Below are 24290 nucleotides of genomic sequence, written 5' to 3'. Positions count from 1 at the left end.
GCGGCCCGTGACCTGTGTGGGGTAACTGTTGGAACAAGACCTGGCAAGAGCCCCCCGCCTGACCGAGAGCGCGGGCGCGGTGTTCGCCGTGCTGGCCGGAGCCGGCCGGGCGACCCGGCCGCAGCTCGCGAGCCTCGCGGGACTGTCCAAGCCGACGGTGTCGTCCGCCGTCGCGGAACTGGAGAGCGTCGGGCTCGCCGCCCACTCCGGCACCGCCTCCAGCGGCACGGGGCGCAACGCCGCCGTCTACCGTCTCGGGCCGGCCGCGGGGGCCGTGCTCGCCGTCGACCTCGGCCCCGCCCTCACCCGGGTCCGCGGCTGCGCCCTGGACGGCACGCTGCTCGCCGAGGCCACCGGGTCCCGGGAGGGCGCCGCCGACGTCGTGCGCGAGGCGCTCGACGCGCTGCCCGCCGACGCCCCGCTGCGGACCATCGTCGTCGCCGTCGGTGACGTCACCGCGCCGCGCAAGGAGGGCACCGGCATGCGTCCGGCGACCGCGAAGGCCGGTCCCGTCTTCGACGCCGTGACCGTCGCGCTGCCGCCGGGCGTTCCCGTCCATCTGGAGAACAACGTCAACTGCGCCGCCCTCGCCGAGCTGCACGAAGGCGCCGCCCGGGGCCGGAACATCTTCGGCTACCTTCGGATCGGCGTCGGTATCGGCCTCGGCATCGTCGTCGGCGGCCAGGTGCTGCGGGGAGCGAACGGCGCCGCCGGTGAGCTGGCCCGGATTCCCTACCCGTGGGACGACGGGCGCGAGCCCCGCCACGAGGCCCTGGAGGAGTACATCGGCTCGCGCTCGCTGCTGCGGCGCGCGGCCGAGGCCTGGCCGGACACCGACGGGCCCTGCCCCCGCACCGCCGAGGAGCTCTTCGCCTTCGCCGGACAGGGCCGCGCCGCCGCCCGCGCCGTGGTCGACCGCCATGCCGTGGACGTGGGCCGGCTGGCCGCCGCCGTGACCGCGGTACTGGACCCGGGGCTGGTCGTGCTGGGAGGCAGCACCGGCGCGTACCCGCAGCTCCTGCACGGTGTCCGGGCCGAGCTCGCCCGGCTGAGCTGGCCCACCGAGGTCGTCAGCAGCACGGTCGGCGATCTCGGCACCGTCGTGGGTGCCGCCAGGCTCGCGGTTTCCCGAGGAGTCCAAACCGTGACCGAGGTCGCCGGGGCGAAGGATTGACGGCCTCCGACTCGTCGTGCCAATGTCCGGACAAGCGCTTTCTGAGTTGGCCGGGACGCCGACTCCGGGTGAGCCTCCCGCCCGTACGCGAAGTACGGCAGCCGCACGAGGGCGTGCTTGTGCGACGTCGGCCGTCATGGCCGGGGACCCCACCCGTCAAGGCGATGCGGCCGGGCGAGGCCGTGCCCCCGGAAAGCGAAATTTCCTGCAAAATGCACCCGTGCCGCCTCGGCTGGCGCCGTGCTCCGTCCAGTACGACGAAAAGGGATCGAAAATGACCAGTGTGGGTGTGCGGCGCTCCCGCCGACTCGGCCGCGGCGGTATACGCCGTGTGGTTCCCCTCGCTGCCGTGGCCACGGCAGGTGCACTTCTGCTCTCCGCCTGCGGGTCGGGGTCCGACTCGGGCGGGACCTCCAAGTCGCTGACGTTCTGGATCTCCACGGTTCCGGGGCAGGACGCGGGCTGGAAGAAGATGGTGTCGCAGTACAAGAAGGACACCGGCGTCACCGTCAAGCTCGTCAACATCCCCTACGACGGATACACGACGAAGCTGCACAACGCCGCCCAGGCGAACTCCCTGCCCGACGTGGCGGCCGTGCCGGCGCTGGACCCGATCTGGTCGAGCAAGCTGATCGACCTCGGCTCCATCGCCGGGAAGAAGAGCAACAAGATCAACGCCAACTTCCTCGCCAAGGACTCGTCCGGGAAGGTGCTGGCCATCCCCTCGGACGTCACCGCGTCCGGTATGTTCATCAACAAGTCGCTGTTCAAGAAGGCCGGCGTCTCCTTCCCGACCTCGCCGCAGAAGACCTGGACCTGGACCGAGTTCATCAAGGCGGCGAACAAGGTCCGCGAGAAGACCGGCGCCAAGTACTCCCTGACCTTCGACCAGTCGCCGTCCCGGCTGCGCGCCATGGTGTACGAGATGGGCGGCAAGTACGTCCACGCGGACTCCTCCGGCAAGTTCTCGGTGGACGCGGCGACCAAGAAGGCCGTGAACACCTTCGTCGGATGGAACGACAACAAGACCATGCCGAAGTCGGTGTGGACCAGCGGCGCCGACCCGTCCGCCATGTTCCAGAGCGGTGACGTGGTCGCCTACTGGTCCGGCGTGTGGCAGGTCGCCGCCTTCTCCGAGAGCATCAAGAAGTTCGACTGGGCCAGCGTCCCCACCCCCGCCCAGCCGGTGCAGGCCAGTGACGTCAACAGCGGCGGCATGATGGTCGGCTTCAACAACAACGGTGACGCGGCCACCGCCACGAAGAAGTTCCTGTCCTGGATCTACCAGCCGGACAACTACCGCGTGCTGTGCGAGGCCTCCGGCTTCCTGCCGGTCGAGAACGGCCTGAACCCGAAGTACCCCTTCAAGTCCGAGGCGGCGCAGGCGGCGTTCAAGCTGTACAACGAGTCGATCCCGCTCTACGCCCCGATCTCCGGCTACTTCAACGGCGCGCAGACGCAGTGGGTGCTGAAGGGCAAGAGCCTCACCGAGGACCCGACCAAGACGGAGCTCGGCAAGGCGATCAACGGCCAGCAGTCGCCCGACAAGGCCCTGGAGAACATCGTGGCCGGCTACAACCAGCAGGTCGGCGGCGGATCGTAGGCCGCGGGGCCGGGCGGCGGGGGACGAGACACCGCCGCCCGGCCCTGGACGCGCCCCGCGATCCCGGGCTCATGGCGTGAGCCCACCTGCAATCCCTTCCACCAGCACGGAGTCAGGAAGATGACAAAACGCGCCTCGGACGTGACCGCGAGCCCGCCCAGGAGACGCAGTAAGTACACCCTTGCGCCGCTCGTCCTCATCGCGGCCAACGTCGTGCTCTTCGCGCTGTTCTTCGTCTGGCCCGCGGTGATCGGGCTCCTCTACTCCTTCACGAACTACACGGGCGTGGGGGTGTTCCAGTGGGTCGGACTGGACAACTACCACAACCTGTTCGGGGACTCCACGTTCTACGACGCGCTGACCCGGACGCTGCTGTACACCGTCCTGTTCGTCCCGCTGAACTTCGCGCTCTCGCTGCTCGCCGCCAACCTGGTGGTGAACAAGCACGCCAAGGGATCGTCGGTCGCCCGCGTCATCTTCTTCATCCCGTGGCTGCTGTCGCCCATCGTCGTGGGCGTCCTGTGGCGGTGGATGTTCGGTGAGAACTTCGGACTGGTCAACTACGTCATCGAGAAGCTCGGCGGCGGCGCCGTTCCGTGGCAGTCCAACGCGGACCTGTCGCTGCTGGTGGTGGTGATGGCGGCAGCCTGGGCGTGGACGGGTTTCACGATGCTGCTGTTCATCGCGGCGATCAAGAACGTCCCGGTGTCGTACTACGAGGCGGCCGAACTCGACGGCGCCGGTCCGTGGCGCAAGTTCATCAGCATCACGCTGCCGAGCATCGCGCCCACCTCGTTCATCGTCATCCTGCTCAACACGATCAACGCGATGAAGGAATACCCGGTGTTCGTCGCCCTCAACAACGGCGGGCCCGGTACCTCGAACAACCTGCTCGTCCAGTACATCTACGAGACCGGCTTCAAACGGGGCCAGATCGGCTACGCGAGCGCTGCGTCGTTCGTGCTCATGCTCATCCTGATGGCCGTCGCGATCATCCAGCTGATCGTCAACCGACGGGTGGAGAACCGATGACAACCACAGACATGCCCCGCCCGCTCGACGCCGATGCCAAACAGCCCGTGTCCAAGAAGCGGCCCCGCAACGCGGCCGGCGGTGGGCTCCGGCGGGCGGTGTCCGCGACGACACTGCTGTGGATCCTGGCGTGCTTGTACGGTGTGCCCGTGCTGTGGTTCATCCTCAGCTCCTTCAAGCCTGCCAGCGACCTGTTCTCCTATCCGCTGACGCTGGTCCCGCACAACCCCACCCTGTCGGGCTTCGAGGCAGCGTGGGACAGCGCCAACTTCTCCCAGTACTTCATCAACACGGCCATCGTGTGTGTGATCACGACGATCCTCACGGTGGGTGTCAGCTGCTGCACCGGGTACGCACTGGCCAAGTACGACAACCGGTGGCTCAAGGCCTTCTTCCTCTGCATCCTGGCCACCACGATGCTGCCTGGCGAGGTCATGCTCGCCCCCGAGTTCCTGGTGGTCCGCAACCTCGGCCTCTACAACTCGTTCGCCGGCATCATCCTCCCGGCCGTGCTCACCGCGACCGGATGCTTCATGTTCCGCCAGTTCTTCCTGACGGTGCCCGACGAGCTCGTCGAAGCCGCTCGCATCGACGGCGCCCGCGAACTGTCGATCTTCCTGCGGATCATGGTGCCGGTCTCCCGGCCCATCATGCTGACCCTCGCGATCCTTTCGTTCCAGTGGCGGTGGAACGACTACATCTGGCCGCTGCTGATGCTCAACGACCCCAACAAGTTCACCGTGCAGATCGGCATCCAGAGCATCGTCGGCGCGCAGAACATCAACTGGTCGGTGCTGCTCGGCGCGTCGGTCATCTCGATGATCCCGCTGATCGCCGTCTTCCTGGTCTTCCAGCGCTACGTCATGGGCGCCGACATCAACGCCGGACTGAAGGACTGACCTTGCTCACCCCGCTCGACCACGAGTTCGTCCGCGCGGTGGCCGCCGCCGCCGACCGACTGGCCGCGCCGCTGGCGGCCGCCCCCGACGAGGAACCCGCCGGCGTGGCCCACCGCGCTCTGGCACACCGGGTGAAGACGCTGGTCGCGGCGTACCGGTCTCCGGACTCGGCACTCCACGGCAGCGCGCGGGCCGTAGCCGCCGTGACGACCCACCTCCGCGCCCTGCAGGCCGCGCAGACGGCCACCGGCCTCTTCGCCGGCGGGGACAACGTGCAGTCACCGCCGGACTCCGCGTTCACCGTCAACGACGTGTGCGACGCGCATGTGCTGGCCGCCGGCGGAGGGCCGGAACTGCGCGACGTCACGGCCGCGCTCGCCGAGATCGCCGGCGCCGCCACCGCCAGTCTCCTGACCGGGGGGGTGCACACCCCGAACCACCGCTGGGAGCTGTGCGCGGCGCTGGCCCGGCTGCACCGGTCGTTCCCCGACGACCGGCTCCTCGAGCGCATCGAGGAGTGGCTGTCCGAGGGCGTCGACATCGACGCGGAGGGCCTGTACTCGGAACGCAGCGCCAACTACGCCGCCTACGTGTCGAATCCTTCGCTGCTGCTGCTGGCCGCAGTCCTCGGCCGTACCGACCTGCTGGACGCCGTCGAGCGCAACCTCACCACCACCCTGGACCTCATCAGGCCGGACGGCACGGTGGAGACCGTCCACTCGCGCCGGCAGGACCAGAAGCACCCGTTCCCGCTGGCGCCCTACCTGCCGCACTACCGGCTGCTCGCGATCCGCACCGGCCGGGGCGACCTCAGCCGGGCGGCGACGCTGGCGGCCGCCGGCGGCATCGACGACCCCGACCTGCTCGCCGAGACCCTCCTCACCCCGGACCTGTGCCGCGAGCTGCCGGCACCGGTCGCCGAGACCCTTCCGCGTGACCGGTACCTCACCACCGCGCGTCTCGCCGCACGCGCCTCGGCCACCGCGCACACGGTGGTGTACGGCGGCTCCGACGTGCCCGTGCACCGGCGCATCCGCTCGGGCCTCGCCTGCAACCCCACCTTCCTGCGCCTGTTCGCCGGTGACGCGGTACTGGACGCGGTCCGGCTCTCGCGGGGTTTCTTCGACCTGGGCCCGTTCCGTGCGGCCGACATGCAACAGACCGCCGGCCACCGGTACCGGCTCACCGAAAGTCTCACGGCCGCCTATTACCAACCGCTGCCGCCGGGTGGGCGGCGGGACGATGCCGCCTACCGCATGGCGGACGAGGGACGCTTCTCGGCCGCGATGGCCTTCCCCGACCGGCCTCGGGACGAGGTCTCCCACACGACGCGCGTCGAGGTCGACCTGCGGGAGGACGGTGCCGATCTGCGGATCGACATCAGCGGACCACGGGTGCCCTGGGCCCTGGAACTGACCTTCCGGCCGGGAGGCGTGGCAGAGGGCGCCGTACCGATCGGCGACGGCAGCTGGTGCCTGACGACCGGGTCGATGACCTACCGGGCCGGTGCCGACGAGATCCGCGTCGAGGCCGACGTCCAGGCAGGTGAACCGCTGGCCGGGCCGGACCGGAGCGAGGTACTGCGATACGACCCGGGGCAGGACTACACGGTGGTGGGCGGCACCGACGCGACGACCGGGAACCGCGTCTACATCGGCGGACTCGGCCCCCACACACTGACCGTCGCACTGCGCGCCCGCCGGGCCGCACCCGCCGGGTGACTCCGGCGACCCGCACCAGGGGCGGACGCGTCAAGCCGGTGATGGCGGCGCGATGTTCAGCGTCGCCGTCGCGTTCGCCGGCGCTGCTGCCGGTCTGGATGCCTGACGGTGTTCAGGCCCGCTCGCACGGCATCGCCGACTCCGGTACCACCAGGTCCGCCCGTACCCGGGTCGCCGCGACCAGCTCGGCGTTGGGCTCGTCCGAGCGTGTCACCCAGGCCGTCGCCTCCTCGTGCGTCTTGCCGAACCGCTCGTGGCGGGCCACCAGCCGGCGGACGCGCTCCCGCTCGGGCAGCTCGCAGAACCACACCTCGTCGAGCAGGGGGCGCACGCGGGGCCAGGAACCGGTGGTCACGAGCAGGTAGTTGCCCTCGGTGACGACCAGACGGGCCGTCGGGGGAACCGGGATCGCCCCCGCGATCGGCTGCTCCAGGACGCGTTCGAAGCCGGGTGCGTAGACGACGTCGTCGCCGGGCTCGTCCCGCAGCCGCCGCAGCAGGGCCGCGTACCCGGCCGCGTCGAACGTGTCGGGTGCCCCCTTGCGGTCCCGGCGGCCGAGACGCTCCAGTTCGGCGTCGGCGAGGTGGAATCCGTCCATGGGTACGTGCGCGACCCAGGGGTCGCCGGTGCCGTTCAACTCCCGCACCAGACGCTCGGCGAGCGTCGACTTGCCCGCGCCGGGGCTGCCCGCGATGCCGAGGAGCGCGCGCCGGCCGCCCCGGGGGAGGGCTCGGGCGCGGTGGACGAGGTCGTCGAAGGTGAGCGGCACAGAGAGAGTCTGCCACCCGGGGCCGGGCGCGAACGCCGGGCGCCTCACACCCCTCGCGCCCCCGGCGTGTGGCGTGCGCCACTCACTGGAACATCTCCGGGTGGGGAACCGGTCCTGTATGACGCAGCTCGGTCTTCCCGAAAGCATCCATGCCTGTCTGTTCGACCTCGACGGAGTCGTCACCAGGACGGCCGTCGTGCACGCGGCCGCCTGGAAGGAGATGTTCGACGCCTTCCTGCGCGAGCGGGACGGCGCGGAGTACCGGCCGTTCGAGGCGGCGGATTACGACGAGTACGTCGACGGGCGGCCACGCGCCGACGGGGTGCGTACCTTCCTCGCCTCCCGCGGCATCGACCTGCCGGACGGCGACCCGGACGACCCACCGGGAGCCGAGACCGTGCACGGACTCGGCAACCGCAAGAACGAGCTGGTCCTCGAGAAGATCCGCACCGACGGCGTAGAGGCCTACGACGGCACCCTGCGCTATTTGGAGGCCGTCCGCGCCCACGGACTCAGCACCGCGATCGTCTCCTCCAGTGCCAACTGCCGTGACGTGCTCCGCTCGATCGGCGCCGAGCACTTCTTCGACGTACGGATCGACGGTGTCGTCGCCGCCGAGCGCAAGCTGCCCGGCAAGCCGCACCCCGACACGTTCCTGGCCGCCGCCGAGGACCTCGGCGTCCAGCCCTTTGAAGCGGCCGTCTTCGAGGACGCCCTGGCCGGCATGGACGCGGGCCGCGCGGGGCGCTTCGGATACGTCGTCGGAGTCGACCGGGTCGGGCAGACCGACGCGCTGTACCGGCACGGCGCCGACATCGTGGTGCAGGACCTCGCAGAACTGGGGGAAAACCAGTGATCGCACAGCGGGCGTACAACGTCGAGCCCTGGACCGTACGCGAGACGGAACTCAACCTCGACGTCCTGGCGCAGAGCGAGTCCGTGTTCGCCCTGTCCAACGGGCACGTCGGCTGGCGCGGCAACCTCGACGAGGGCGAACCCCACGGCCTGCCCGGCTCCTACCTCAACGGCGTCCACGAACTGCATCCGCTGCCGTACGCCGAGGCCGGCTACGGCTACCCCGAGTCCGGCCAGACGTCCATCAACGTCACCAACGGCAAGGTGCTGCGGCTTCTCGTCGACGACGAGCCGTTCGACCTGCGCTACGGGCGGCTCGTCACCCACGAGCGGACCCTCGACCTGCGGCGGGGCGTCCTGGAGCGGGTCTGCGAATGGACCTCACCGGCCGGCTCGACCGTCCGGGTGCGCTCCACCCGCCTGGTGTCCCTCACCCAGCGCGCGATAGCCGCCGTCGCCTACGAGGTGGAGCCCGTCGACAGCCGGACCCGTGTGGTCGTCCAGTCGGAACTCGTCGCCAACGAGAGCCTGCCCGAGCCGGACGGCGACCCGCGCGCCGCCAAGGCGCTGAAGTCGCCGCTGGAACCGGAGGAGGACCTCGCCACGGGCAGCCGGCTGCGCCTGATCCACCGCACCCGCCGCAGCGGCCTCAGGGTCGCCGTGGCCGCCGACCACACCGTCACCGGCCCCGAACGGACCACCACGAGCAGCGAGTCCAACGTGGACGTGGCCCGGCTGACCGTCACCTCCGTCCTGGAACCGGGGGAGCGGCTGCGCGTGGAGAAGCTGGTCGCGCACGGCTGGTCCGGCGTCCGTTCCCGGCCCGCGATGAGCGACCAGGTCGAGGCGGCCCTGGCGGCGGCCGGACACAGCGGCTGGCAGGGACTCCTGGAGGACCAGCGGGCCTACCTCGACGAGTTCTGGGCGCGTGCCGACGTCGAGATCGACGGCGACGAGGAGCTCCAGCAGGCCGTTCGCTTCGCCCTCTTCCACGTCCTCCAGGCCGGCGCCCGCGCCGAACAGCGCGCCATCCCCGCCAAGGGACTCACCGGCTCCGGCTACGACGGCCACGCCTTCTGGGACACCGAGGCGTTCGTGCTGTCCCTGCTGACCTACACCGCGCCGAAGTCCGCCGCGGAGGCCCTGCGCTGGCGCCTCGACACCCTGCCCGCCGCCCGGGAACGCGCCACCCAACTCGGCCTGCGCGGAGCCGCGTTCCCCTGGCGGACCATCGAGGGTTCGGAGGGCTCCGCCTACTGGCCGGCCGGCACGGCCGCCTTCCATGTGGGCGCCGACATCGCCGACGCCGTCGTGCGGTACGTGGCCGTCACCGGCGACGAGACCTTCGAACGCGAGGTCGGCGTGGAGCTGCTGGTGGAGACCGCCCGCCTGTGGCGCTCCCTCGGTCACCACGACGACCGGGGCGTCTTCCACATCGACGGCGTCACCGGACCGGACGAGTACAGCGCCATCGCCGACGACAACACCTACACCAACCTCATGGCCCGGGCGAACCTGCTGGCCGCCGCCGACGCGTGCAAGCGCCACCCCGACGAGGCCGCACGGCTCGGCGCCGACGAGGAGGAGCGGGCCGCCTGGCGGGACGCCGCGGAGGCCATGAACGTCCCCTACAACGACGAACTCGGCGTCCACGAGCAGCACTCTGGCTTCACCCGCTACCAGCGCTGGGACTTCGACCGCACCGGCCCGGACCAGTACCCCCTGATGCTGCACTTCCCCTACTTCGACCTGTACCGCAAACAGGTCATCAAGCAGGCGGACCTGGTGCTGGCGATGTACACCTGCGGCGCCTTCTTCGAGGAGTACTTCGACGAGGAGCAGATCGCCCGCAACTTCGCGTACTACGAGCCGCTGACCGTCCGCGACTCCTCCCTGTCCGCCTGCGTCCAGGCCGTCATGGCAGCCCGCTCCGGCCACCTCGACCTGGCCGCCGACTACACGACCGAAGCGGCGCTCATGGACCTGGGCGACCTGGAGCACAACACCCGCGACGGCCTGCACATCGCCTCGCTGGCGGGCACCTGGATGGCGCTGGTCGCAGGTTTCGGCGGCATGCGGTGCAGCGACGGTGCCCTGCGGTTCGCGCCCCGCCTGCCCGAGCGGTACAGCCGGCTCGCCTTCACGGTGGGCTTCCTCGACCGGTGCCTGCGTGTGGAACTGACCTCCGACCAGGCCACCTACACCCTGAAGTCCGGGATGCCCCTGACCATCCGGCACCACGGCACCGAGCTCACGGTGAGCGAGGACGCCCCCGTCTCCCGGCCGATTCCCGAGCTGACCCACCGCCCGGCCCCGAGCCAGCCTCCGCACCGCGCCCCGCACGCCCGCTGACCCTTGCCACGGGTCAGGCACTTGGCCGAGTTCCGCCCTGTACCTCCCCGCCCCGCGGGTTAGCTTGATCGTGTTTTCCGATCATCGGGGTAAGGGGCGGAACATGCCTGATGGCGCGAACGCCATCCTCGTCCGCAGGCGAAGACGCGAACAGGCGGCCGGGCCGCGCGCCGCTTCATGGGCGCGCGGCAACCGGCCGCTCGCCGTCCTGGCCGCCGTCTTCGTCCTCGCGCAGCTCGTCCTCGTCCGGCCCGTCCTGGGCCTCGGCTGGGACGAGATCGTCTACGTCAGCCAGGTCACCTCGCGCCACCCCGCGGCCTTCTTCAGTGCCCCCCGCTCCCGCGGCGTCTCGCTGCTGGTGGCGCCGGTCGCGTCCTGGTCGTCGTCCGTCCCGCTGCTGCGCGTCTACCTCGCCCTGCTGTCCGGTCTCGCCCTCCACCTGGCCCTGTGCGCCTGGCGGGGTCTCTTCCCGACCCGCGTCCTGGTCCTCGGCGGTGCCCTCTTCGCCTCGCTGTGGATGACCCTCTTCTACGGCCCGCAGGCCATGCCCAACTACTGGGTCGCGATCGGCGCCCTGACCGGCGTCGGCTGCTTCCTGCGGGCTCGGGAGGAGCGTCCCGCCCCGGTGCTCCTGTGGGGTCTCGCGGCCGGGGCCGCCCTCATGGCGTGGATGCGCCCCACCGACGCGGTCTACCTGGCCCTGCCGCTGCTCGTCCTCGCCCTGGCGCGCCGCCGTCAGCGACTCCTCCTCGCGCTCGTGGCGGGTCTGGCGGCGGGCGCCGTTCCGTGGGTGATCGAGGCGTACGCGAGCTACGGCGGGCTGGGCGAGCGGTTGGCGGAGGCCTCCCGGATCCAGGGCGGACTGGGCTGGCAGATCGCCGTCGACGACCAGCTGCGCAGCCTGGGCGGACGAACCCTGTGCCGGCCGTGCACCGGGTCCACGCCCAGCCCTGCGGTCACCGCCTGGTGGTTCGCCCTGCCCGTCCTGGCCGGTCTCGGACTGGCCCTCGCGGCCCGGGCCCGGCGCCTGGAGCGGACCCTGGTCCCACTGGTCTGCGCGACCACCGCCGCGCTGCCGTACCTCTTCATGATCGGCTACGCGGCGCCCCGCTTCCTCCAGCCGGCCTACGCGCTGCTCGCGATCCCGGTCGCCGACGCGCTGTGGCACCTGGTCAGGGCCCCGGGCGGAGCGTGGCGCCCGGTGGCCGCGCCGCTCGTCGCGCTCGCCCTGGCCGGGCATCTCGCGACACAGCTCGCCGTGCTGGACGGCGCCGTGTCCCGCAACGCCGAGAGCCGCCGTGACTGGGGCCGCACCGCCGACGCCCTGCACCGGCTCGGTGTCCGCGCCCCCTGTCTGCTCACCGGTCAGGAGGCCATCCCGATCGGCTACTACACCGGCTGCTCCTCGGGGGCGACGTCCGGACACAACGAGAACACCACCGCGGCGGACATCCTGCGCACCGCGGAGCGTCGCCCGGTCGCACACGTGGCACCGGCCGGCGGCACGCCACCTCGCTACGCGCGGTCCTGGCCCGTCCACCGGATCTCGGACCTGGACGTCCGCGTGGCACCGGGCCGCTGACACCGCCGACGGTGTTTCCCGCCCGCCCGACTCAGGTAGGAGTCGGGCGGGCGGTCACGATCGAGGGGGAACGGCATGGTGGCGAGCGACCACGAGGGCAGGCTGGGCGAAGAGTTCTTCACCCCGGGCTCCTCGTCCTTCACCGACTTCCTGGCGGCCCACCGCCCCGAGCTGCTGAACACCCGTCGCGTCCTGCCGGACGGCGTCCGCGCCGAGGGCGCCCCGCACGGCACGACCGTCCTGGCCCTCACCTACCGGGACGGCGTACTCATCGCGGGCGACCGGCGGGCGACGATGGGCAACCTGATCGCCCAGCGAGACCTGGAGAAGGTGCACCCCGCGGACGACCACTGCGCGGTCGCCTTCGCGGGCACGGTCGGGCTCGCGGTGGACATGGTGAGGCTGTACCAGGTCGAGCTGGCGCACTTCGAGAAGATCGAGGGCACCCCCATGACCCTCGCCGGGAAGGCGACCCGGCTCGCCACCATGATCCGCGACAACCTGGGCCAGGCCATGCAGGGCCTCGCGGTCGTTCCGCTGCTCGCCGGCTACGACCCCACGGCCCCCGAGGGGGAGCAGGGCCGCATCTTCTCCTTCGACGTCGTCGGCGGCCGCTACGAGAAGTTCGGCTTCCACGCCGAGGGCTCCGGATCGCCGTACGCCCGGGGCGCGTTGAAGAAGCTGTACCGCACGGGCATGTCCCGCCGCGAGGCGGCTCTGGCGGCCCTGCAGGCGCTGTACGACGCGGCGGACGACGACGCGGCGACCGGTGGCCCCGACCTCACCCGCCGCATCTACCCGATCGTCTCGGTCATCACCGAGGACGGCTTCGAGCGGCTGGCCCAGACGGAGACGGAGGAGCTGAGCCGAGAGATGGTCGAGCAGCGCCACAGCCGGCCCGACGGACCGAACGCCGAGGTCTGACACCCGGCCGACCGGGCTGCCCTGGGCCGGTCCGGCGGAGTTTTCGGTTCCATGGACAAGACCTGTCACGGGCTTTACTGCACATGACTTGCAGGTACCGCAGGATGGCACAAGGCTGTTCACCGCAGCCGTCCGTCCGAGAGAAAGACCCTCCCCCCGATGACGGCCGCCCCTGAGTCCACTCCGCCCCTCCCCGCCCCGGCCCCCGCCCAGCGCACGGCCTGGCACCGCGTCCGCACCTCCATGACGCGGCGGGAGTGGACCAGGGTCGGGGGGATGGCGGCCTTCATCCTGGCCCTGCACGTGATCGGCTGGTTCACCCTCGTCGCGATCGTCGCGCCGGAGCACCACGCGATCGGTACGCAGACCTTCGGCGTCGGCATCGGCGTCACCGCGTACACGCTCGGCATGCGGCACGCCTTCGACGCCGACCACATCGCCGCCATCGACAACACCACCCGCAAGCTGATGGGGGAGGGGCAGCGGCCGCTGTCCGTGGGCTTCTGGTTCTCCCTCGGCCACTCCAGCGTCGTCTTCGCCCTGGCCTTCCTGCTCACCCTCGGCGTGAAGACCCTGGCCGGGCCGGTCCGTGACGACGGCTCCGCCCTGCACGACGTCACCGGCCTGATCGGCACGACCGTCTCCGGCACGTTCCTCTACCTCATCGCGGCCGTCAACCTCGTCGTCCTGGCCGGCATCTGGAAGGTGTTCCGCGCCATGCGCTCGGGCCGCTACGACGAGGCCGCCCTGGAGGAACAGCTGAACAACCGCGGGTTCATGAACCGCCTGCTGGGCCGCGTCATGAAGTCGGTCTCCAAGCCCTGGCACATGTACCCGCTGGGCCTGCTGTTCGGCCTCGGCTTCGACACCGCCACCGAGATCGCCCTGCTCGTCCTGGCCGGCTCCGGCGCCGCCTCCGGACTGCCCTGGTACGCGATCCTGTGCCTGCCCGTCCTGTTCGCCGCCGGGATGTGCCTGCTCGACACCATCGACGGCTCGTTCATGAACTTCGCCTACGGCTGGGCCTTCTCCAAGCCGGTCCGCAAGGTCTACTACAACCTCACCATCACCGGCCTGTCCGTCGCCGTGGCCCTCCTCATCGGCACGGTCGAACTCCTCGGCCTCCTCGCCGAACGGCTCGACCTGCACGGTCCCTTCTGGGATCGGATCTCCGGCCTGGACCTCAACATCCTCGGCTACGTCGTCGTCGCCCTGTTCTTCGCCACCTGGGTGGTGGCGCTGGTGGTGTGGAGAGTCGGACGCATCGAGGAGAAGTGGTCGGGCGACCTGGCCGGGCCGGAGGGTTCCTAGCGGACGCTCACGCCCCCAGCCGCAGCTCCTTGCGCCACTTGGTGATCTGTTTCTCCGCATCCCCCGTGTACGACCACGGCGTGCGCGTCGCGCGGGGTCCCAGCATGCCCATCAGGACGCCTGCGATGTCCGTGGCGCCGGCGGAGCAGGCCGCGTGGGCCAGGTAGTTGAAGTCGCGCAGTTCACCGGGCGCGATACCGCTCTGCGTCCGGCCCATGACCCAGCGCTGCCAGGTTCGCCGCAGGTCGCTCGACGCACCGTCGTGGTTCCAGTGCTGTGAGAGGCCCACGGCGGACTGCCTGCCCTGCGCCGCGTCCAGGGCGAAGCGGTACTCCTCGACCCGGGCGTACTGCACCAGTACCGGCAGCGGACAGCCGGGCGGCGCCACTCCGGCCGCGTCCCGGGCGAAGTCGTACATCAGGCCGTGTGTGCCGTGCCAGCGCGCCGAGTAGTAGTGGAGCACCTGAAGGTGTCCCTCGACGCTGTAGGGATCCCGGCCGTGCAACTCGTCCCACCAGCGCCCCAGTTCCTGTCGGCGCACGCCCTTCGGGTACAGGCGCGCCACCGAGATCAGCGACACCCACGGCGTCGGGTCCTCCGGGTGTGCCTCCGTCGCCGTAAGGCAGGCCAGTACCGTCGCGTCCACGCGGTGCTGGTCGATCGGCACGCCCCGCCCCGCCGCGATGGCCATGTTGAAGGTGCGGGCGGTCTCCGTCGCCGCCCGCAGCACCAACGCGTCGGCGCTGTGGGCGTCGGCCGAGAGCCAGGACTCCACCGTCGAACTGCCCGCGCACACCTGCGCGAGCTGCCGGATCCGGTGCCCCCGGGCCGTCCAGTCGCGGCCGGTGGCGCCCAGGAGGTCCCGCAGCCCCTGCCAGCGGCCGATCACGACGTCCTGGCGGGCGGAGGTGAGGTCGGTGTCCCCGCAGTCGGGGTCGAAGTCGGGAGTGAAACCGCGTCTGAGACCGCGTGCCATCGGGTCCCCCTCAGAAGTCGGTGGACAGACCCTCGTGGACACGGGCGTGCGCGTCCTGTTCGTCGGGGACGTAGTCCGTCTCGACCGCCCGCGAGGCGTCCAGCTTCGCGGGCCGGTAGTAGTCGCTGCCCTGCCTCCAGTACCAGAGCATCGGGATGAGCCCGACCGCGAGCCCGCCGATGCCGATCGAGATGGCGGCGGTGCTCAGCTCGCCCAGCGACTCCACGAACACCCAGAACATGAACAGGGCGCCGCACAGCGGCCACAGGCCGCCGAAGAGGAAGTTGGCCGGGGACTTCAGCAGCATCTTCCGGTAGGCGACGACCACCGCGAGTCCCGCGAGACCGTAGTAGACGGCGATCTGCAGGCCGATCGCCGAGATGGCGTCGGAGAGGATGTCGCCCACCGAGCCCAGGGCGTTGGAGGCGATGAACATCACCAGCGCCACCGACCCGACCACCACGATCGCCACCCAGGGCGTGTTCCACCGCCGGTGCACCCGGCCCAGCGCCGCCGGCATCGTACGGTCCCGGCCCATCGCGAAAAGCGAGCGCGTCACCTGGATCAGCGTCGTCTCCAGGGTGGCGATGGTGGACAGCATCACGGCCACGATGAGCAGCTTGCCGCCCCAGCCCGGCCAGATCTCCTCGCCGAGCACCGCCAGCACGTTCGCGTCGTTCTCCTCGATCTGCTTCGAGGATAGGATCACGTTCACCGCGATGGTGAACACCTCGAACAGCAGGAACACGATGCCCACTCCGATCAGGCCCGCGAGGCCCGTCGTGCGGCGGCTGTTGCGGGTCTCCTCGCTGAGGTTGCTGGTGACGTCCCAGCCCCAGTAGTAGAACGCGGCGATGAGCGCGCCCGAGGCGAAGCCGGCCATGCCGTCGAAGTGCGAGAAGCCGAGCCAGGACCAGTCGAAGGCGCGGGCGTTGCCGGTGTGGAAGAAGGCGAGCACCGCGAACAACGCCAGGACGGCCAGCTCGACACCGGACATGATCAGCTGGGCGCGGACCGTGAGCCGGGCGCCGCCGAGCACCACGCCCAGCATGACGAGGAACCAGGCCGCGCCGACCACCGTGGACAGCGCGGTGTTGTCCGCGAGACCGTCGTCGAAGAGCGCCAGCGTCATCGAACCGGCGGGCAGCGACCCGGCCACCATGAAGATCGTCGCCGAGATGACCAGCGCCCAGCCGCTGATGAAGCCGAGGAAGGGGTGGAGCGTGCGCCCCACCCACGAGTAACTGGCGCCCGCGTTGACGTCGATCCGGCCGAGGTAGCTGAACGCCAGCGCGATGCCCAGCATGGGTATCGCGCAGTACAGCAGGGCGGCCGGACTCGCCAGACCCACCGCGCCGACCAGCACGGCGGTGGTCGCCGCCAGCGAGTACGCCGGGGCGCTGCCCGCGACCGCCATCACCACGGTGTCGAACGTGCTGAGGACATTGGCCTGCAGCCCTCTGCCCCTGCTGTAGCTCATGGATGCGCTGCTTTCACTTGTCCGCGACCGGAGGCGGGCAGGCCGTCCCGGCGGCGTTGGGGGGTGGGGTGGAGCTCGCCGCCGGACGGAGGAAAGGGTGGCCCAGGTCCCGGTGGCGATGAGAGAAGGGGTGGCGGATACCGTGCTGCCGCCGCGTCGACAGCCGGTCACACCGTGTGTGCGAGTGATGATAGCCGTACTGATTGAGCTTTCAAGATTGACCGGTGGGTAATGTCCGGGCCTGCCCAGGGTTTTAACTCCTGTTGGCCCGCGCGACGTTCGGGCACCCTCCCGGTTCCGGGGGACGTCCGCCGAGGTTAGAGCCCGCGTAACGGGAAACGCGGAACGGACAGGCGAGACGAACGAGCCGAGCAGCACACAGGAAGGCAGGAGTGATGGGCACGGAACCGATGCGCCCCGAACCGATGGCGGACGACGCGTACCAGCCCACCGGTACCAACGAGGAGCAGGCGGACGCCGCGCCGCTGGACCTGCAGGACGCCGTCGACGAACGGACGTACGACGACACGCTCGACGAGGGCTACTCCCCGCCGGAGAAGCCCTTGGGCGTCACCAAGCGTGGCACCACCGCGGCCGAGCAGCACGAGGGCGAGAGCCTCGACGAACGGCTGTCCCAGGAGGTCCCCGACGTGTCCGCCGAGCCCGCCGGGGACGGCGTGGGGGACACCCCCGACGGCGACGGCGAACCGGTGGACCCCGAGGCGGGCACCGCCCGCGCCGGCCGTCTGGTCGCCCCCGACGAGGGTGCCCACGCCGACACGACGAAGGAGACCGTCGCCTCCGACGTCGGCATCGACGGCGGGGCGGCCGGCGCGGAGGAGGCAGCCGTGCACGTGGTGGAGGACGACAGCGCGCTGCCGGAGGACGACGGCAGCGTGTGACCCGTCCGCCGGCGTGCGGTCGGGCCGGCGGACGGGTCACACGCTGAGGGCCACCGGACCCCGCGCGCAGACGCACGGGTCCGGGGGCCCTCAGCGTGTGACCCGTCCGCCGGCGTGCGGTCGGGCCGGCGGACGGGTCACACGCTGAGGGCCACCGGACCCGTGCGTATGCGCGCGGGGTCCGGTGGCCCTCAGCGATCCGAGGGGCCGACGGGGAGGACGGCTAGGGCAGCAGCCTCTCCAGGGCGGCAGGTCCCTCCGCGGCCAGCTTGCGCTTGGCCCACTCGAGGGTGTGCGGGTTGAGGTCCTTGCCCGAGGCGAGGACGAGGTCCTCCGGCGACACGTCGGTGCCGGTGCGGGCGTGGAGCAGGCGGTCCGGGGTGGCGCGGTCCTCGGGCGGCCGGGAAGCGGCAGGCTCTGACGTCGACATGTTCTCTGCTCCTAGGGTCCGGATCGCTGGGGCGGCCCCGGTGCTGAAAAACCGGTCCGATATCACCATTCCCCGCGGGAGCGCGGCGTGCATCCGGAGAGCGCGGTCCGGGCCCGGGCACCCCGTTCGGACGACCACGGATGTCGCGGGCTCTTCCTCCGGGCGACGGTGGAGTCACGTGTCCCTGCGACTGACAGGAGCTTTTCCACGCGTACGCGTGTGACTGCCGCAGCCGGTCTGGCCTGTGCCGCCCTGTATCGCCTTCGCCGGTACGGCGAGCGCGAACGACGGCCCCGCCGGGATAGCCGTCGGCAGCCCCGGCGTTCTGTCGGGCAACGTCGTCCAGATCCCGATCGACATCAACGCCAACGTCTGCGGCAACTCGGTCAACGTGATCGGGGCGTTCAACCCGGCGATCGGCAACAAGTGCACGATCAAGGACTGACCCACCGGTCGTGACGTCCCCGCCGGCGGCGGCCCGCGACGCCCGCGGGCCGCCGCCGGCCGCTGATGTCAGGCCCCGCCCGTCCCGTCGGCCCTGTCCCGCGGACGTGGCGCGAGCACCAGCATCGTGACGTCGTCCTGCACGTTTGGGCAGTGCCGGACGAGGTCGGTCCAGACCCGCTCGGCCAGCGCTGCCGGATTCTCGGCGGCGAGGCCCGGCAGCCGTTCGGTCAGGGGGTAGAAGACCCCGTGCGTGTCCCTGGCCTCGGTCACCCCGTCGGAGGCGAGGAAGAGCCGGTCGCCGGCCCTCAGCGGCACCGAGACGACCCGGGGCGGGGCCGCCTCGGCGAGGCCGAGACCCAGCGGTGTGCACGGCTCGACGTCCAGCTCCACGGCCCGGCCGTCCCGCAGCAGCAGAGGTCCGGCCTGCCCGCACGCCACGATCCGCACCACCCGGGCGTCGGCGGAGAAGTCCAGCAGCACCGCCGTCGCGAACAGCTCGGCGTGCGGGTCGCCCGCGGAGTCCACCGCCAGCCTCCGGTCGAGCCGGGCCGCCACCGCCTCCGGGTCCGGCTGGTCCAGCACCGCCTCCCGGAACGCGCCCAGCAGCGACGCGACCGTGGCCACGGCCGACAACCCGTGCCCCTGTACATCGCCCATGACCGCCCGTACGCCGAAGGGGCCCGCCCGTACGTCGAAGAAGTCGCCGCCCACGAGGGTCCCGCGCTGCGCGGCCCGATACAGGCCCGCGCACCGCACCGGTCCGACCCGATCCGGCAGGAGCGGCACCACGGCCCGCTGCGCGACCTCGGCGACCGCCCGTTCGGTGACCAGCTGCGCGTCCCGCCGGGACCGGACGTACGACAGCAGCACGCTCAGCACCGAGACGAAGCACACGGTCAGCAGGTCGGTACTGCCGGGATCGTTGAGATCGAAGACGGGCACGGTCAGCACGACCACCACCAGCGCGCCGAGCACCGCCGTCGCCACCGGACCGTGCGCCAGTACGGCCAGCGGCGGGATGGCACCCAGCAGGAAGCCGATGTCGAGCGGCTCCGGGCTGATCAGCTCCGCCAGGCAGACACCCGCCAGCAGTGCGGAGGGCAGCACCCGGGCCCAGCCGGGCGGGGGCGCGCCGCGCAGCCAGCCGCGCCGGTCCAGGTCCCGGCGCACGGGCCGGCCGCGCACACTGCTCACACCACCACGCTGCTACGGCCGACCGACCGCCGCACCTGGGCCCGCACCGCACACCACCACGCTGCTACGGCCGACCGGCCGCCGCACCTGGGCCCGCACCGCACACCACCACGCCGCTTCGGCCGACCGGCCGCCGCACCCCTGGGCCCGCACCGCACACCACCACGCCGCGTCGGCCGACCGGCCGCCGCACCTGGGCCCGCATCGCCGAGGGCAGTGAGCGCGTCACCCCACAGCGGGTGCGGGCGTCGCTCGGCCGCCTCTCAAGGGGCCCTCGAGCCATGCCGGAAATCGATGGACGGCCCGTCCGGAGATCCCGTAGCGTGGCGCGCCACGCCCCTGGACCTGTGGAAGGAGGGCAGAACCGTGCAGAACACATCGTTTCCGCGCTCCCTCCCCGTTGTCCCGGCGTGCTTCGACTGACCGACCGGGAGCGCTCCGAGCAGCATGCGTCCCGGAGGACACCCCATGACCGACGTGGTCATCCGCGCGCTCGACACGAGCGACGCCGAACTCTTCGACACCCTGCCCGACCCGCTGGGCGCCCGTGAGGGCCACCGGCTGACCCGGCACCGCCCCGACTGGAAGCGCGTGGCCCTGCGCGACGGCCGTGTGGTCGCTCGCGGCGCCTGGTGGGGCGGCCCCGAGGACAGCACGCCCGTCAACCTCAACTGGTTCGACGTGGCCGAGGGCGAGGAGGAGGCGGGCGCCGCACTCCTGCGTTCCGCCCCCTGGCAGGTCGGACTGGAACTGAACCTGCCCGCCGGGTGGCGCGACGACCCGGCCCTGCGCGCTGCCGCCGAGACCCGGTTCACGGCCGCCCGGACCGCCGGCTACGATCTCCTGGTCGAACGCCTCCTGTACCGCTGGACCCCCGACCGCGGCCTGCCGGAGCGGCCCGGGCGCCTTCAGTTCCGCGCTGAACCCGACGACGCCGTGTTCTTCGACGCCCTGCGCCGCATCCACTCCGCCACCCTGGACGCGCACGCGCTCAGGGCCGTCGAGGAGGGCGGGATCGACCGGGCGGCCCAGGAGGAACTCGACTTCTTCCACTGGTGCCCGTCACCGCGCGAGTGGTGGCAGACGGCGTACACGCCGCAGGGCGACCTGGCCGGCATCCACATCCCGGCCCACAACCCGTCGGGGCCCTGCATAGGCTTCATCGGCGTCCTTCCGGGGCACCGAGGCCACGGCTACGCCTACGACCTGCTGGCCGAATGCACGCACTTCCTCGTCGAGCAGGGGGCGGAGTTCGTCGCCGCCGCCACGGACCAGGGCAACTTCCCCATGGCGGCGAACTTCGCCAAGGCCGGCTACCCCGTGGTGAGGGAGCGGCTCGACTTCGAACCGGCGCGGTAAGCAGGGCCGCCCGCGCACTCAGGGGGTCAGCAACTCCTGGGCGGCCGTGAGGATCTCCGTCACCCTCAGGCCGAACGCCGCGTCGCAGGCGTGCGGGCGGCCGGTCCGGGCGGCGTCGAGCAGCGCGTCCGCCGCCCGCTTCAGCGCGGGCACCGCTCCGTCGGAGCCGTCCGGCAGCGCCGCGACCCCGGCCTCCCCGCGCAGCTCCACGGCGGCACCGGCCGCGGCGGGCGGTGCCGTCAGGCTCAGGGTGAGGGTGCTCGACGCGCCACCGGTGTGGTCGAGGACGACGTGCGCCGTGTCGCCGGGGCCGTACGCCGCCGCCGTCACGCGCCGCACGTCGCCGAGGACCGGCAGCAGGACGGACAGGGCGTGCGGGCCGACGTCCCACAGGGCGCCCTTCTCCCGCCGCCACGGCGTCGCGAAGGGGCTCTCGCTGGTGAACACCGCCCCGAGCCACTCGGCCCGGGCCGTGAACCAGCCGGGTACGGCGGCCTGTTCGGCGATCCACGCCGCCGGCTCGGGCTGGAATCGGGTCGTGAAGAACACGACCGAGGCGACACCGGCCTCCCGGGCCGCCTCGACCACGGCTCGTCCCTGCTCCACCGTCGGCGCGAGCGGCTTGTCGAGCAGCAGATGGCACCCGGCCCGCGCCGCCCGCACGGCGAGTGCGGCCTGCACCTGCGGCGGCAGCGCCACGGCCACGGCGTCCACATCGGCGAACAGCGCGTCGACGTCGTCATAGGCGCGGACGCCGTGCCGCTCGGCCAGTTCCTTCGCGGCCTCGGGGCGACGGCCCCAGACACCGGTGAAGTCCAGCTCCTCGTGCCCGCTCAACGCGGGGGCGTGGGCCAGCCGTGCCCAGGGTCCGGTGCCGAGCAGTCCTATGCGCATGCCGCCGCCTCTCCACGCTGCCGAGACGAAGAGCGTGTCACACGGAAACGGCCGCTGGGCACCAGGGGCGGGCAACAAGAAAGGCAAGGAGTCCTCTCCTTGCCTGTCTCAAGTTATAGCCCATGGGGGGCCTTGCGGCAAGGCCCCCCATGGGCCGCAGAATGTCCGGCCTAGGCCCAGGACCTGCGGAAACGGGAGCATGACGTGACCCCTGCGACAACGAGTGCGTTCAATCTTCCCGGCCGCCTCGCGCACAAGGCCGCCCCGGCGTTCATCGCCGGGGACGAGCGGCACTTCGCCGCCGTCGCCGACTGCCTGGAGCAGTCGATCGCGGAACTGTCCGCCCGGCTGGAGGCCGAGCGCAGGGCCCCCGGCGGCAAGGGCAGGCAGGCCATGGACCGTGACGCCGAGATCCACCGGCTGACCACCCGCCTGCGCGCCCTGCGCCGCTTCGGACTGGACCTCTGCCTCGGGCACATGGTCGGCGCGGACGGCTCCGAGCCCGTGTACGTGGGACGGCTCGGCCTCACGGACAGCGAGGGGCGCCGGCTGCTGGTCGACTGGCGTTCCCCGGCCGCGGAGCCGTTCTTCGGGGCCACCCACGGCAACCCGATGGGTCTGACCAGCCGCCGCCGCTACCGCTGGACCGACGGCAGGGTCAGCGACTACTGGGACGAGGTGTTCACCGCCGACGCGTTCGCCGGGCACGCCGCCCTCGACGACCAGTCCGCCTTCATCGCGAGCCTCGGCACCAACCGCTCACCCCGCATGCGGGACGTGCTCGGCACCATCCAGGCCGACCAGGACGCCATCATCCGCGCCGGTTCCCGCGGCGCCCTGGTCGTCGACGGAGGCCCGGGCACCGGCAAGACCGTCGTCGCCCTGCACCGCTCCGCCTACCTCCTCTACTCCGACCCGCGCCTCGGGCAGCACCGCCGGGGCGGGGTGCTGTTCGTCGGCCCGCACCGGCCGTACCTGTCCTACGTGTCCGACGTCCTGCCCAGCCTCGGCGAGGAGGGCGTGCAGACCTGCGTCCTGGCGGACCTCGTCGACGAGGGAGCCACCGCGGCGGCCGAGACCGACCCCGAGGTGGCCCGTCTGAAGTCGTCCGCGGACATGGTCCGGGCGATCGAGAAGGCCGTGCGGTTCTACGAGGAGCCGCCCACCGAGGCGATGACGGTCACGACCCACTGGTCCGACATCCGCCTGGGCGCCCACGACTGGGCGGCGGCCTTCGACGCGGCCGAACCCGGCACACCGCACAACGAGGCACGCGACCAGGTCTGGGAGGAACTGCTGACGATCCTCGTGGACAAGCACGAGGGCGACGCCCCCGAGGACCTCCTCCGCAAGGCGCTGTCGCGGGACCGGGAGCTGCTCACGGTCTTCAACCGCGCCTGGCCGCTGCTGGAGGCGACCGACCTCGTCGGCGACCTCTGGTCCGTGCCCGCCTACCTGCGCATGTGCGCGCCCTGGCTCGACCGCGACGAGGTGCGCACCCTGCAACGCGCGCAGCCGCACGCCTGGACCGTGTCCGACCTGCCGCTGCTGGACGCGGCACGCCATCGGCTCGGCGACCCGGACGCCGCACGGCGCAGGCGCGTACAGGAGGCCGCCCTCGCCGCCCAGCAGGAGGGCATGTCCGACGTCATCGACAACCTGCTTGAGGCCCACAGCTACGACGACGGCGAAGGCGTGCTGGTCATGCTGCACGGGCAGGACATGCGCAACTCCCTGCTCGACGACAGCGCCCTGCCCACCGCCGACCCGGACCGGCTCGCCGGGCCGTTCGTGCACATCGTGGTGGACGAGGCCCAGGAACTCACCGACGCGCAATGGCAGATGCTGCTGCAGCGCTGCCCGTCCAGGAGCTTCACCATCGTCGGCGACCGAGCCCAGGCCCGGCACGGGTTCACGGAGTCGTGGCGGGAACGCCTGGAGCGGATCGGGCTGGACCGGGTCGAGATGGCCTCCCTGAGCATCAACTACCGGACGCCTGCCGAGATCATGGCGGAGGCCGAGCCGGTCATCCGGGCCGTGCTGCCGGACGCCAACGTGCCGACGTCGATCCGCAGCGGGGGCGTCCCCGTCCGCCACGGGTCCGCCGCGGAGCTGACGTCGATCCTCGACACATGGCTGGCCGGGCACGCCGACGGGATCGCCTGTGTGATCGGCGATCCGACGTTCCGGCCGGCCTCGGCCCGCGTCCGGTCGCTGACCCCGGAGTTGTCGAAGGGGCTGGAGTTCGACCTGGTGGTCCTGGTCGAACCGGAGAACTTCGGCGACGGCGTCGAGGGCGCCGTCGACCACTACGTGGCAATGACCAGGGCGACGCAGGAGCTCGTGATCCTCACGAGCTCCTGACGCTCCGGCCCGGGCGGCACCT

At 71.6% G+C, this 24290-nt stretch carries 19 protein-coding genes and 1 pseudogene; 14 read left to right on the top strand and 6 right to left on the bottom strand.

Annotation, left to right across the window (positions count from 1 at the left end; translation table 11 throughout):
* Positions 1–28 precede the first annotated feature (28 nt).
* From FDO69_RS38185 to FDO69_RS38165, 5 genes are all read left to right on the top strand, one after another.
* Positions 29–1174 carry an ROK family transcriptional regulator gene (locus FDO69_RS38185; protein ID WP_104788097.1) on the top strand — a complete coding sequence of 382 codons (1146 nt, stop codon included), beginning with the start codon at positions 29–31 and terminating at the stop codon, positions 1172–1174.
* Positions 1175–1448: 274 nt separating this feature from the next.
* Positions 1449–2777, top strand: coding sequence for an extracellular solute-binding protein (locus FDO69_RS38180; protein ID WP_104788094.1), 1329 nt, complete (start codon positions 1449–1451; stop codon positions 2775–2777).
* Positions 2778–2897: 120 nt separating this feature from the next.
* Positions 2898–3809 (top strand): carbohydrate ABC transporter permease, encoded by a 912-nt coding sequence (locus FDO69_RS38175; RefSeq protein ID WP_104788092.1) that lies wholly within the window; start codon positions 2898–2900, stop codon positions 3807–3809.
* Positions 3806–4708, top strand: coding sequence for a carbohydrate ABC transporter permease (locus tag FDO69_RS38170; RefSeq protein ID WP_104788090.1), 903 nt, complete (start codon positions 3806–3808; stop codon positions 4706–4708). The genes FDO69_RS38175 and FDO69_RS38170 overlap by 4 nt, the downstream gene beginning before the upstream one ends.
* Positions 4709–4710: 2 nt before the next feature.
* Positions 4711–6429 (top strand): hypothetical protein, encoded by a 1719-nt coding sequence (locus FDO69_RS38165; RefSeq protein WP_104788087.1) that lies wholly within the window; start codon positions 4711–4713, stop codon positions 6427–6429.
* Positions 6430–6541: 112 nt separating this feature from the next.
* Here FDO69_RS38165 and FDO69_RS38160 read toward each other — a convergent pair whose 3' ends face one another.
* The gene (locus FDO69_RS38160; RefSeq protein WP_104788085.1) at positions 6542–7198 is read right to left on the bottom strand and encodes a nucleoside/nucleotide kinase family protein; all 657 of its coding nucleotides are present in this window, start codon (positions 7196–7198) and stop codon (positions 6542–6544) included.
* Between the two features lie 118 nt (positions 7199–7316).
* Between FDO69_RS38160 and FDO69_RS38155 the strand changes: the two genes are divergently transcribed.
* From FDO69_RS38155 to nicT, 5 genes are all read left to right on the top strand, one after another.
* Positions 7317–8054: a beta-phosphoglucomutase family hydrolase gene (locus FDO69_RS38155; RefSeq protein ID WP_104788082.1), complete on the top strand. Its 738-nt coding sequence runs from the start codon at positions 7317–7319 to the stop codon at positions 8052–8054.
* Positions 8051–10405: a glycoside hydrolase family 65 protein gene (locus tag FDO69_RS38150; RefSeq protein ID WP_104788080.1), complete on the top strand. Its 2355-nt coding sequence runs from the start codon at positions 8051–8053 to the stop codon at positions 10403–10405. The genes FDO69_RS38155 and FDO69_RS38150 overlap by 4 nt, the downstream gene beginning before the upstream one ends.
* A gap of 103 nt (positions 10406–10508) precedes the next feature.
* Positions 10509–11987: a hypothetical protein gene (locus FDO69_RS38145; protein ID WP_104788077.1), complete on the top strand. Its 1479-nt coding sequence runs from the start codon at positions 10509–10511 to the stop codon at positions 11985–11987.
* 75 nt (positions 11988–12062) lie between these two features.
* Positions 12063–12911: a proteasome subunit beta gene (prcB, locus tag FDO69_RS38140; protein WP_104788075.1), complete on the top strand. Its 849-nt coding sequence runs from the start codon at positions 12063–12065 to the stop codon at positions 12909–12911.
* Between the two features lie 159 nt (positions 12912–13070).
* Positions 13071–14222, top strand: a complete 1152-nt coding sequence (gene nicT / locus FDO69_RS38135; RefSeq protein WP_104788072.1) for a Nickel transporter NicT — start codon at positions 13071–13073, stop codon at positions 14220–14222.
* Positions 14223–14229: 7 nt separating this feature from the next.
* On the opposite strand, the gene FDO69_RS38130 is transcribed toward nicT, so the two are convergent.
* Together FDO69_RS38130 and FDO69_RS38125 are read right to left on the bottom strand one after the other, a co-directional pair.
* Positions 14230–15198: a hypothetical protein gene (locus FDO69_RS38130; protein WP_104788069.1), complete on the bottom strand. Its 969-nt coding sequence runs from the start codon at positions 15196–15198 to the stop codon at positions 14230–14232.
* 10 nt (positions 15199–15208) lie between these two features.
* Positions 15209–16678, bottom strand: coding sequence for an APC family permease (locus FDO69_RS38125; RefSeq protein WP_104788067.1), 1470 nt, complete (start codon positions 16676–16678; stop codon positions 15209–15211).
* 410 nt (positions 16679–17088) lie between these two features.
* Here FDO69_RS38125 and FDO69_RS38120 point away from each other — a divergent pair, with 410 nt between their 5' ends.
* Complete coding sequence (locus tag FDO69_RS38120; RefSeq protein ID WP_104788181.1) at positions 17089–17580, top strand: DUF5709 domain-containing protein; 492 nt, start codon at positions 17089–17091, stop codon at positions 17578–17580.
* Positions 17581–17803: 223 nt separating this feature from the next.
* Here the strand turns inward: FDO69_RS38120 and FDO69_RS38115 are convergent, their stop codons facing one another.
* Positions 17804–18010: a hypothetical protein gene (locus FDO69_RS38115; protein ID WP_104788064.1), complete on the bottom strand. Its 207-nt coding sequence runs from the start codon at positions 18008–18010 to the stop codon at positions 17804–17806.
* A gap of 219 nt (positions 18011–18229) precedes the next feature.
* Between FDO69_RS38115 and FDO69_RS38110 the strand changes: the two are divergent.
* Positions 18230–18455, top strand: a pseudogene (locus tag FDO69_RS38110) (chaplin).
* A 68-nt stretch (positions 18456–18523) separates the two neighbouring features.
* On the opposite strand, the gene FDO69_RS38105 reads toward FDO69_RS38110, so the two are convergent.
* Positions 18524–19651: a PP2C family protein-serine/threonine phosphatase gene (locus FDO69_RS38105; RefSeq protein ID WP_420878577.1), complete on the bottom strand. Its 1128-nt coding sequence runs from the start codon at positions 19649–19651 to the stop codon at positions 18524–18526.
* A 468-nt stretch (positions 19652–20119) separates the two neighbouring features.
* Between FDO69_RS38105 and FDO69_RS38100 the strand changes: the two genes are divergently transcribed.
* Positions 20120–21010, top strand: coding sequence for a GNAT family N-acetyltransferase (locus FDO69_RS38100; protein ID WP_104788061.1), 891 nt, complete (start codon positions 20120–20122; stop codon positions 21008–21010).
* 18 nt (positions 21011–21028) lie between these two features.
* On the opposite strand, the gene FDO69_RS38095 is transcribed toward FDO69_RS38100, so the two are convergent.
* Positions 21029–21904 (bottom strand): Gfo/Idh/MocA family protein, encoded by an 876-nt coding sequence (locus FDO69_RS38095; protein WP_104788058.1) that lies wholly within the window; start codon positions 21902–21904, stop codon positions 21029–21031.
* A gap of 204 nt (positions 21905–22108) precedes the next feature.
* Here FDO69_RS38095 and helR point away from each other — a divergent pair, with 204 nt between their 5' ends.
* Complete coding sequence (gene helR / locus FDO69_RS38090; RefSeq protein WP_104788056.1) at positions 22109–24268, top strand: RNA polymerase recycling motor ATPase HelR; 2160 nt, start codon at positions 22109–22111, stop codon at positions 24266–24268.
* The last annotated feature ends 22 nt before the right edge of the window (positions 24269–24290 follow it).

The sequence above is a fragment of the Streptomyces tibetensis genome, from assembly GCF_007655005.1.
Lineage (GTDB): Bacteria > Actinomycetota > Actinomycetes > Streptomycetales > Streptomycetaceae > Streptomyces > Streptomyces tibetensis.
This window is presented reverse-complemented; position numbering and strand designations above follow the sequence as displayed.

Bases quoted from the DNA above. Each gene is read 5' to 3' on its own strand.
- FDO69_RS38180 (WP_104788094.1), top strand. From the start codon at position 1,449: ATGACCAGTGTGGGTGTGCGGCGCTCCCGCCGACTCGGCCGCGGCGGT.
- FDO69_RS38175 (WP_104788092.1), top strand. From the start codon at position 2,898: ATGACAAAACGCGCCTCGGACGTGACCGCGAGCCCGCCCAGGAGACGC.
- FDO69_RS38170 (WP_104788090.1), top strand. From the start codon at position 3,806: ATGACAACCACAGACATGCCCCGCCCGCTCGACGCCGATGCCAAACAG.
- FDO69_RS38155 (WP_104788082.1), top strand. From the start codon at position 7,317: ATGACGCAGCTCGGTCTTCCCGAAAGCATCCATGCCTGTCTGTTCGAC.
- FDO69_RS38145 (WP_104788077.1), top strand. From the start codon at position 10,509: ATGCCTGATGGCGCGAACGCCATCCTCGTCCGCAGGCGAAGACGCGAA.
- prcB (WP_104788075.1), top strand. From the start codon at position 12,063: ATGGTGGCGAGCGACCACGAGGGCAGGCTGGGCGAAGAGTTCTTCACC.
- nicT (WP_104788072.1), top strand. From the start codon at position 13,071: ATGACGGCCGCCCCTGAGTCCACTCCGCCCCTCCCCGCCCCGGCCCCC.
- FDO69_RS38130 (WP_104788069.1), bottom strand. From the start codon at position 15,198: ATGGCACGCGGTCTCAGACGCGGTTTCACTCCCGACTTCGACCCCGAC.
- FDO69_RS38125 (WP_104788067.1), bottom strand. From the start codon at position 16,678: ATGAGCTACAGCAGGGGCAGAGGGCTGCAGGCCAATGTCCTCAGCACG.
- FDO69_RS38120 (WP_104788181.1), top strand. From the start codon at position 17,089: ATGCGCCCCGAACCGATGGCGGACGACGCGTACCAGCCCACCGGTACC.
- FDO69_RS38115 (WP_104788064.1), bottom strand. From the start codon at position 18,010: ATGTCGACGTCAGAGCCTGCCGCTTCCCGGCCGCCCGAGGACCGCGCC.
- FDO69_RS38100 (WP_104788061.1), top strand. From the start codon at position 20,120: ATGACCGACGTGGTCATCCGCGCGCTCGACACGAGCGACGCCGAACTC.
- FDO69_RS38095 (WP_104788058.1), bottom strand. From the start codon at position 21,904: ATGCGCATAGGACTGCTCGGCACCGGACCCTGGGCACGGCTGGCCCAC.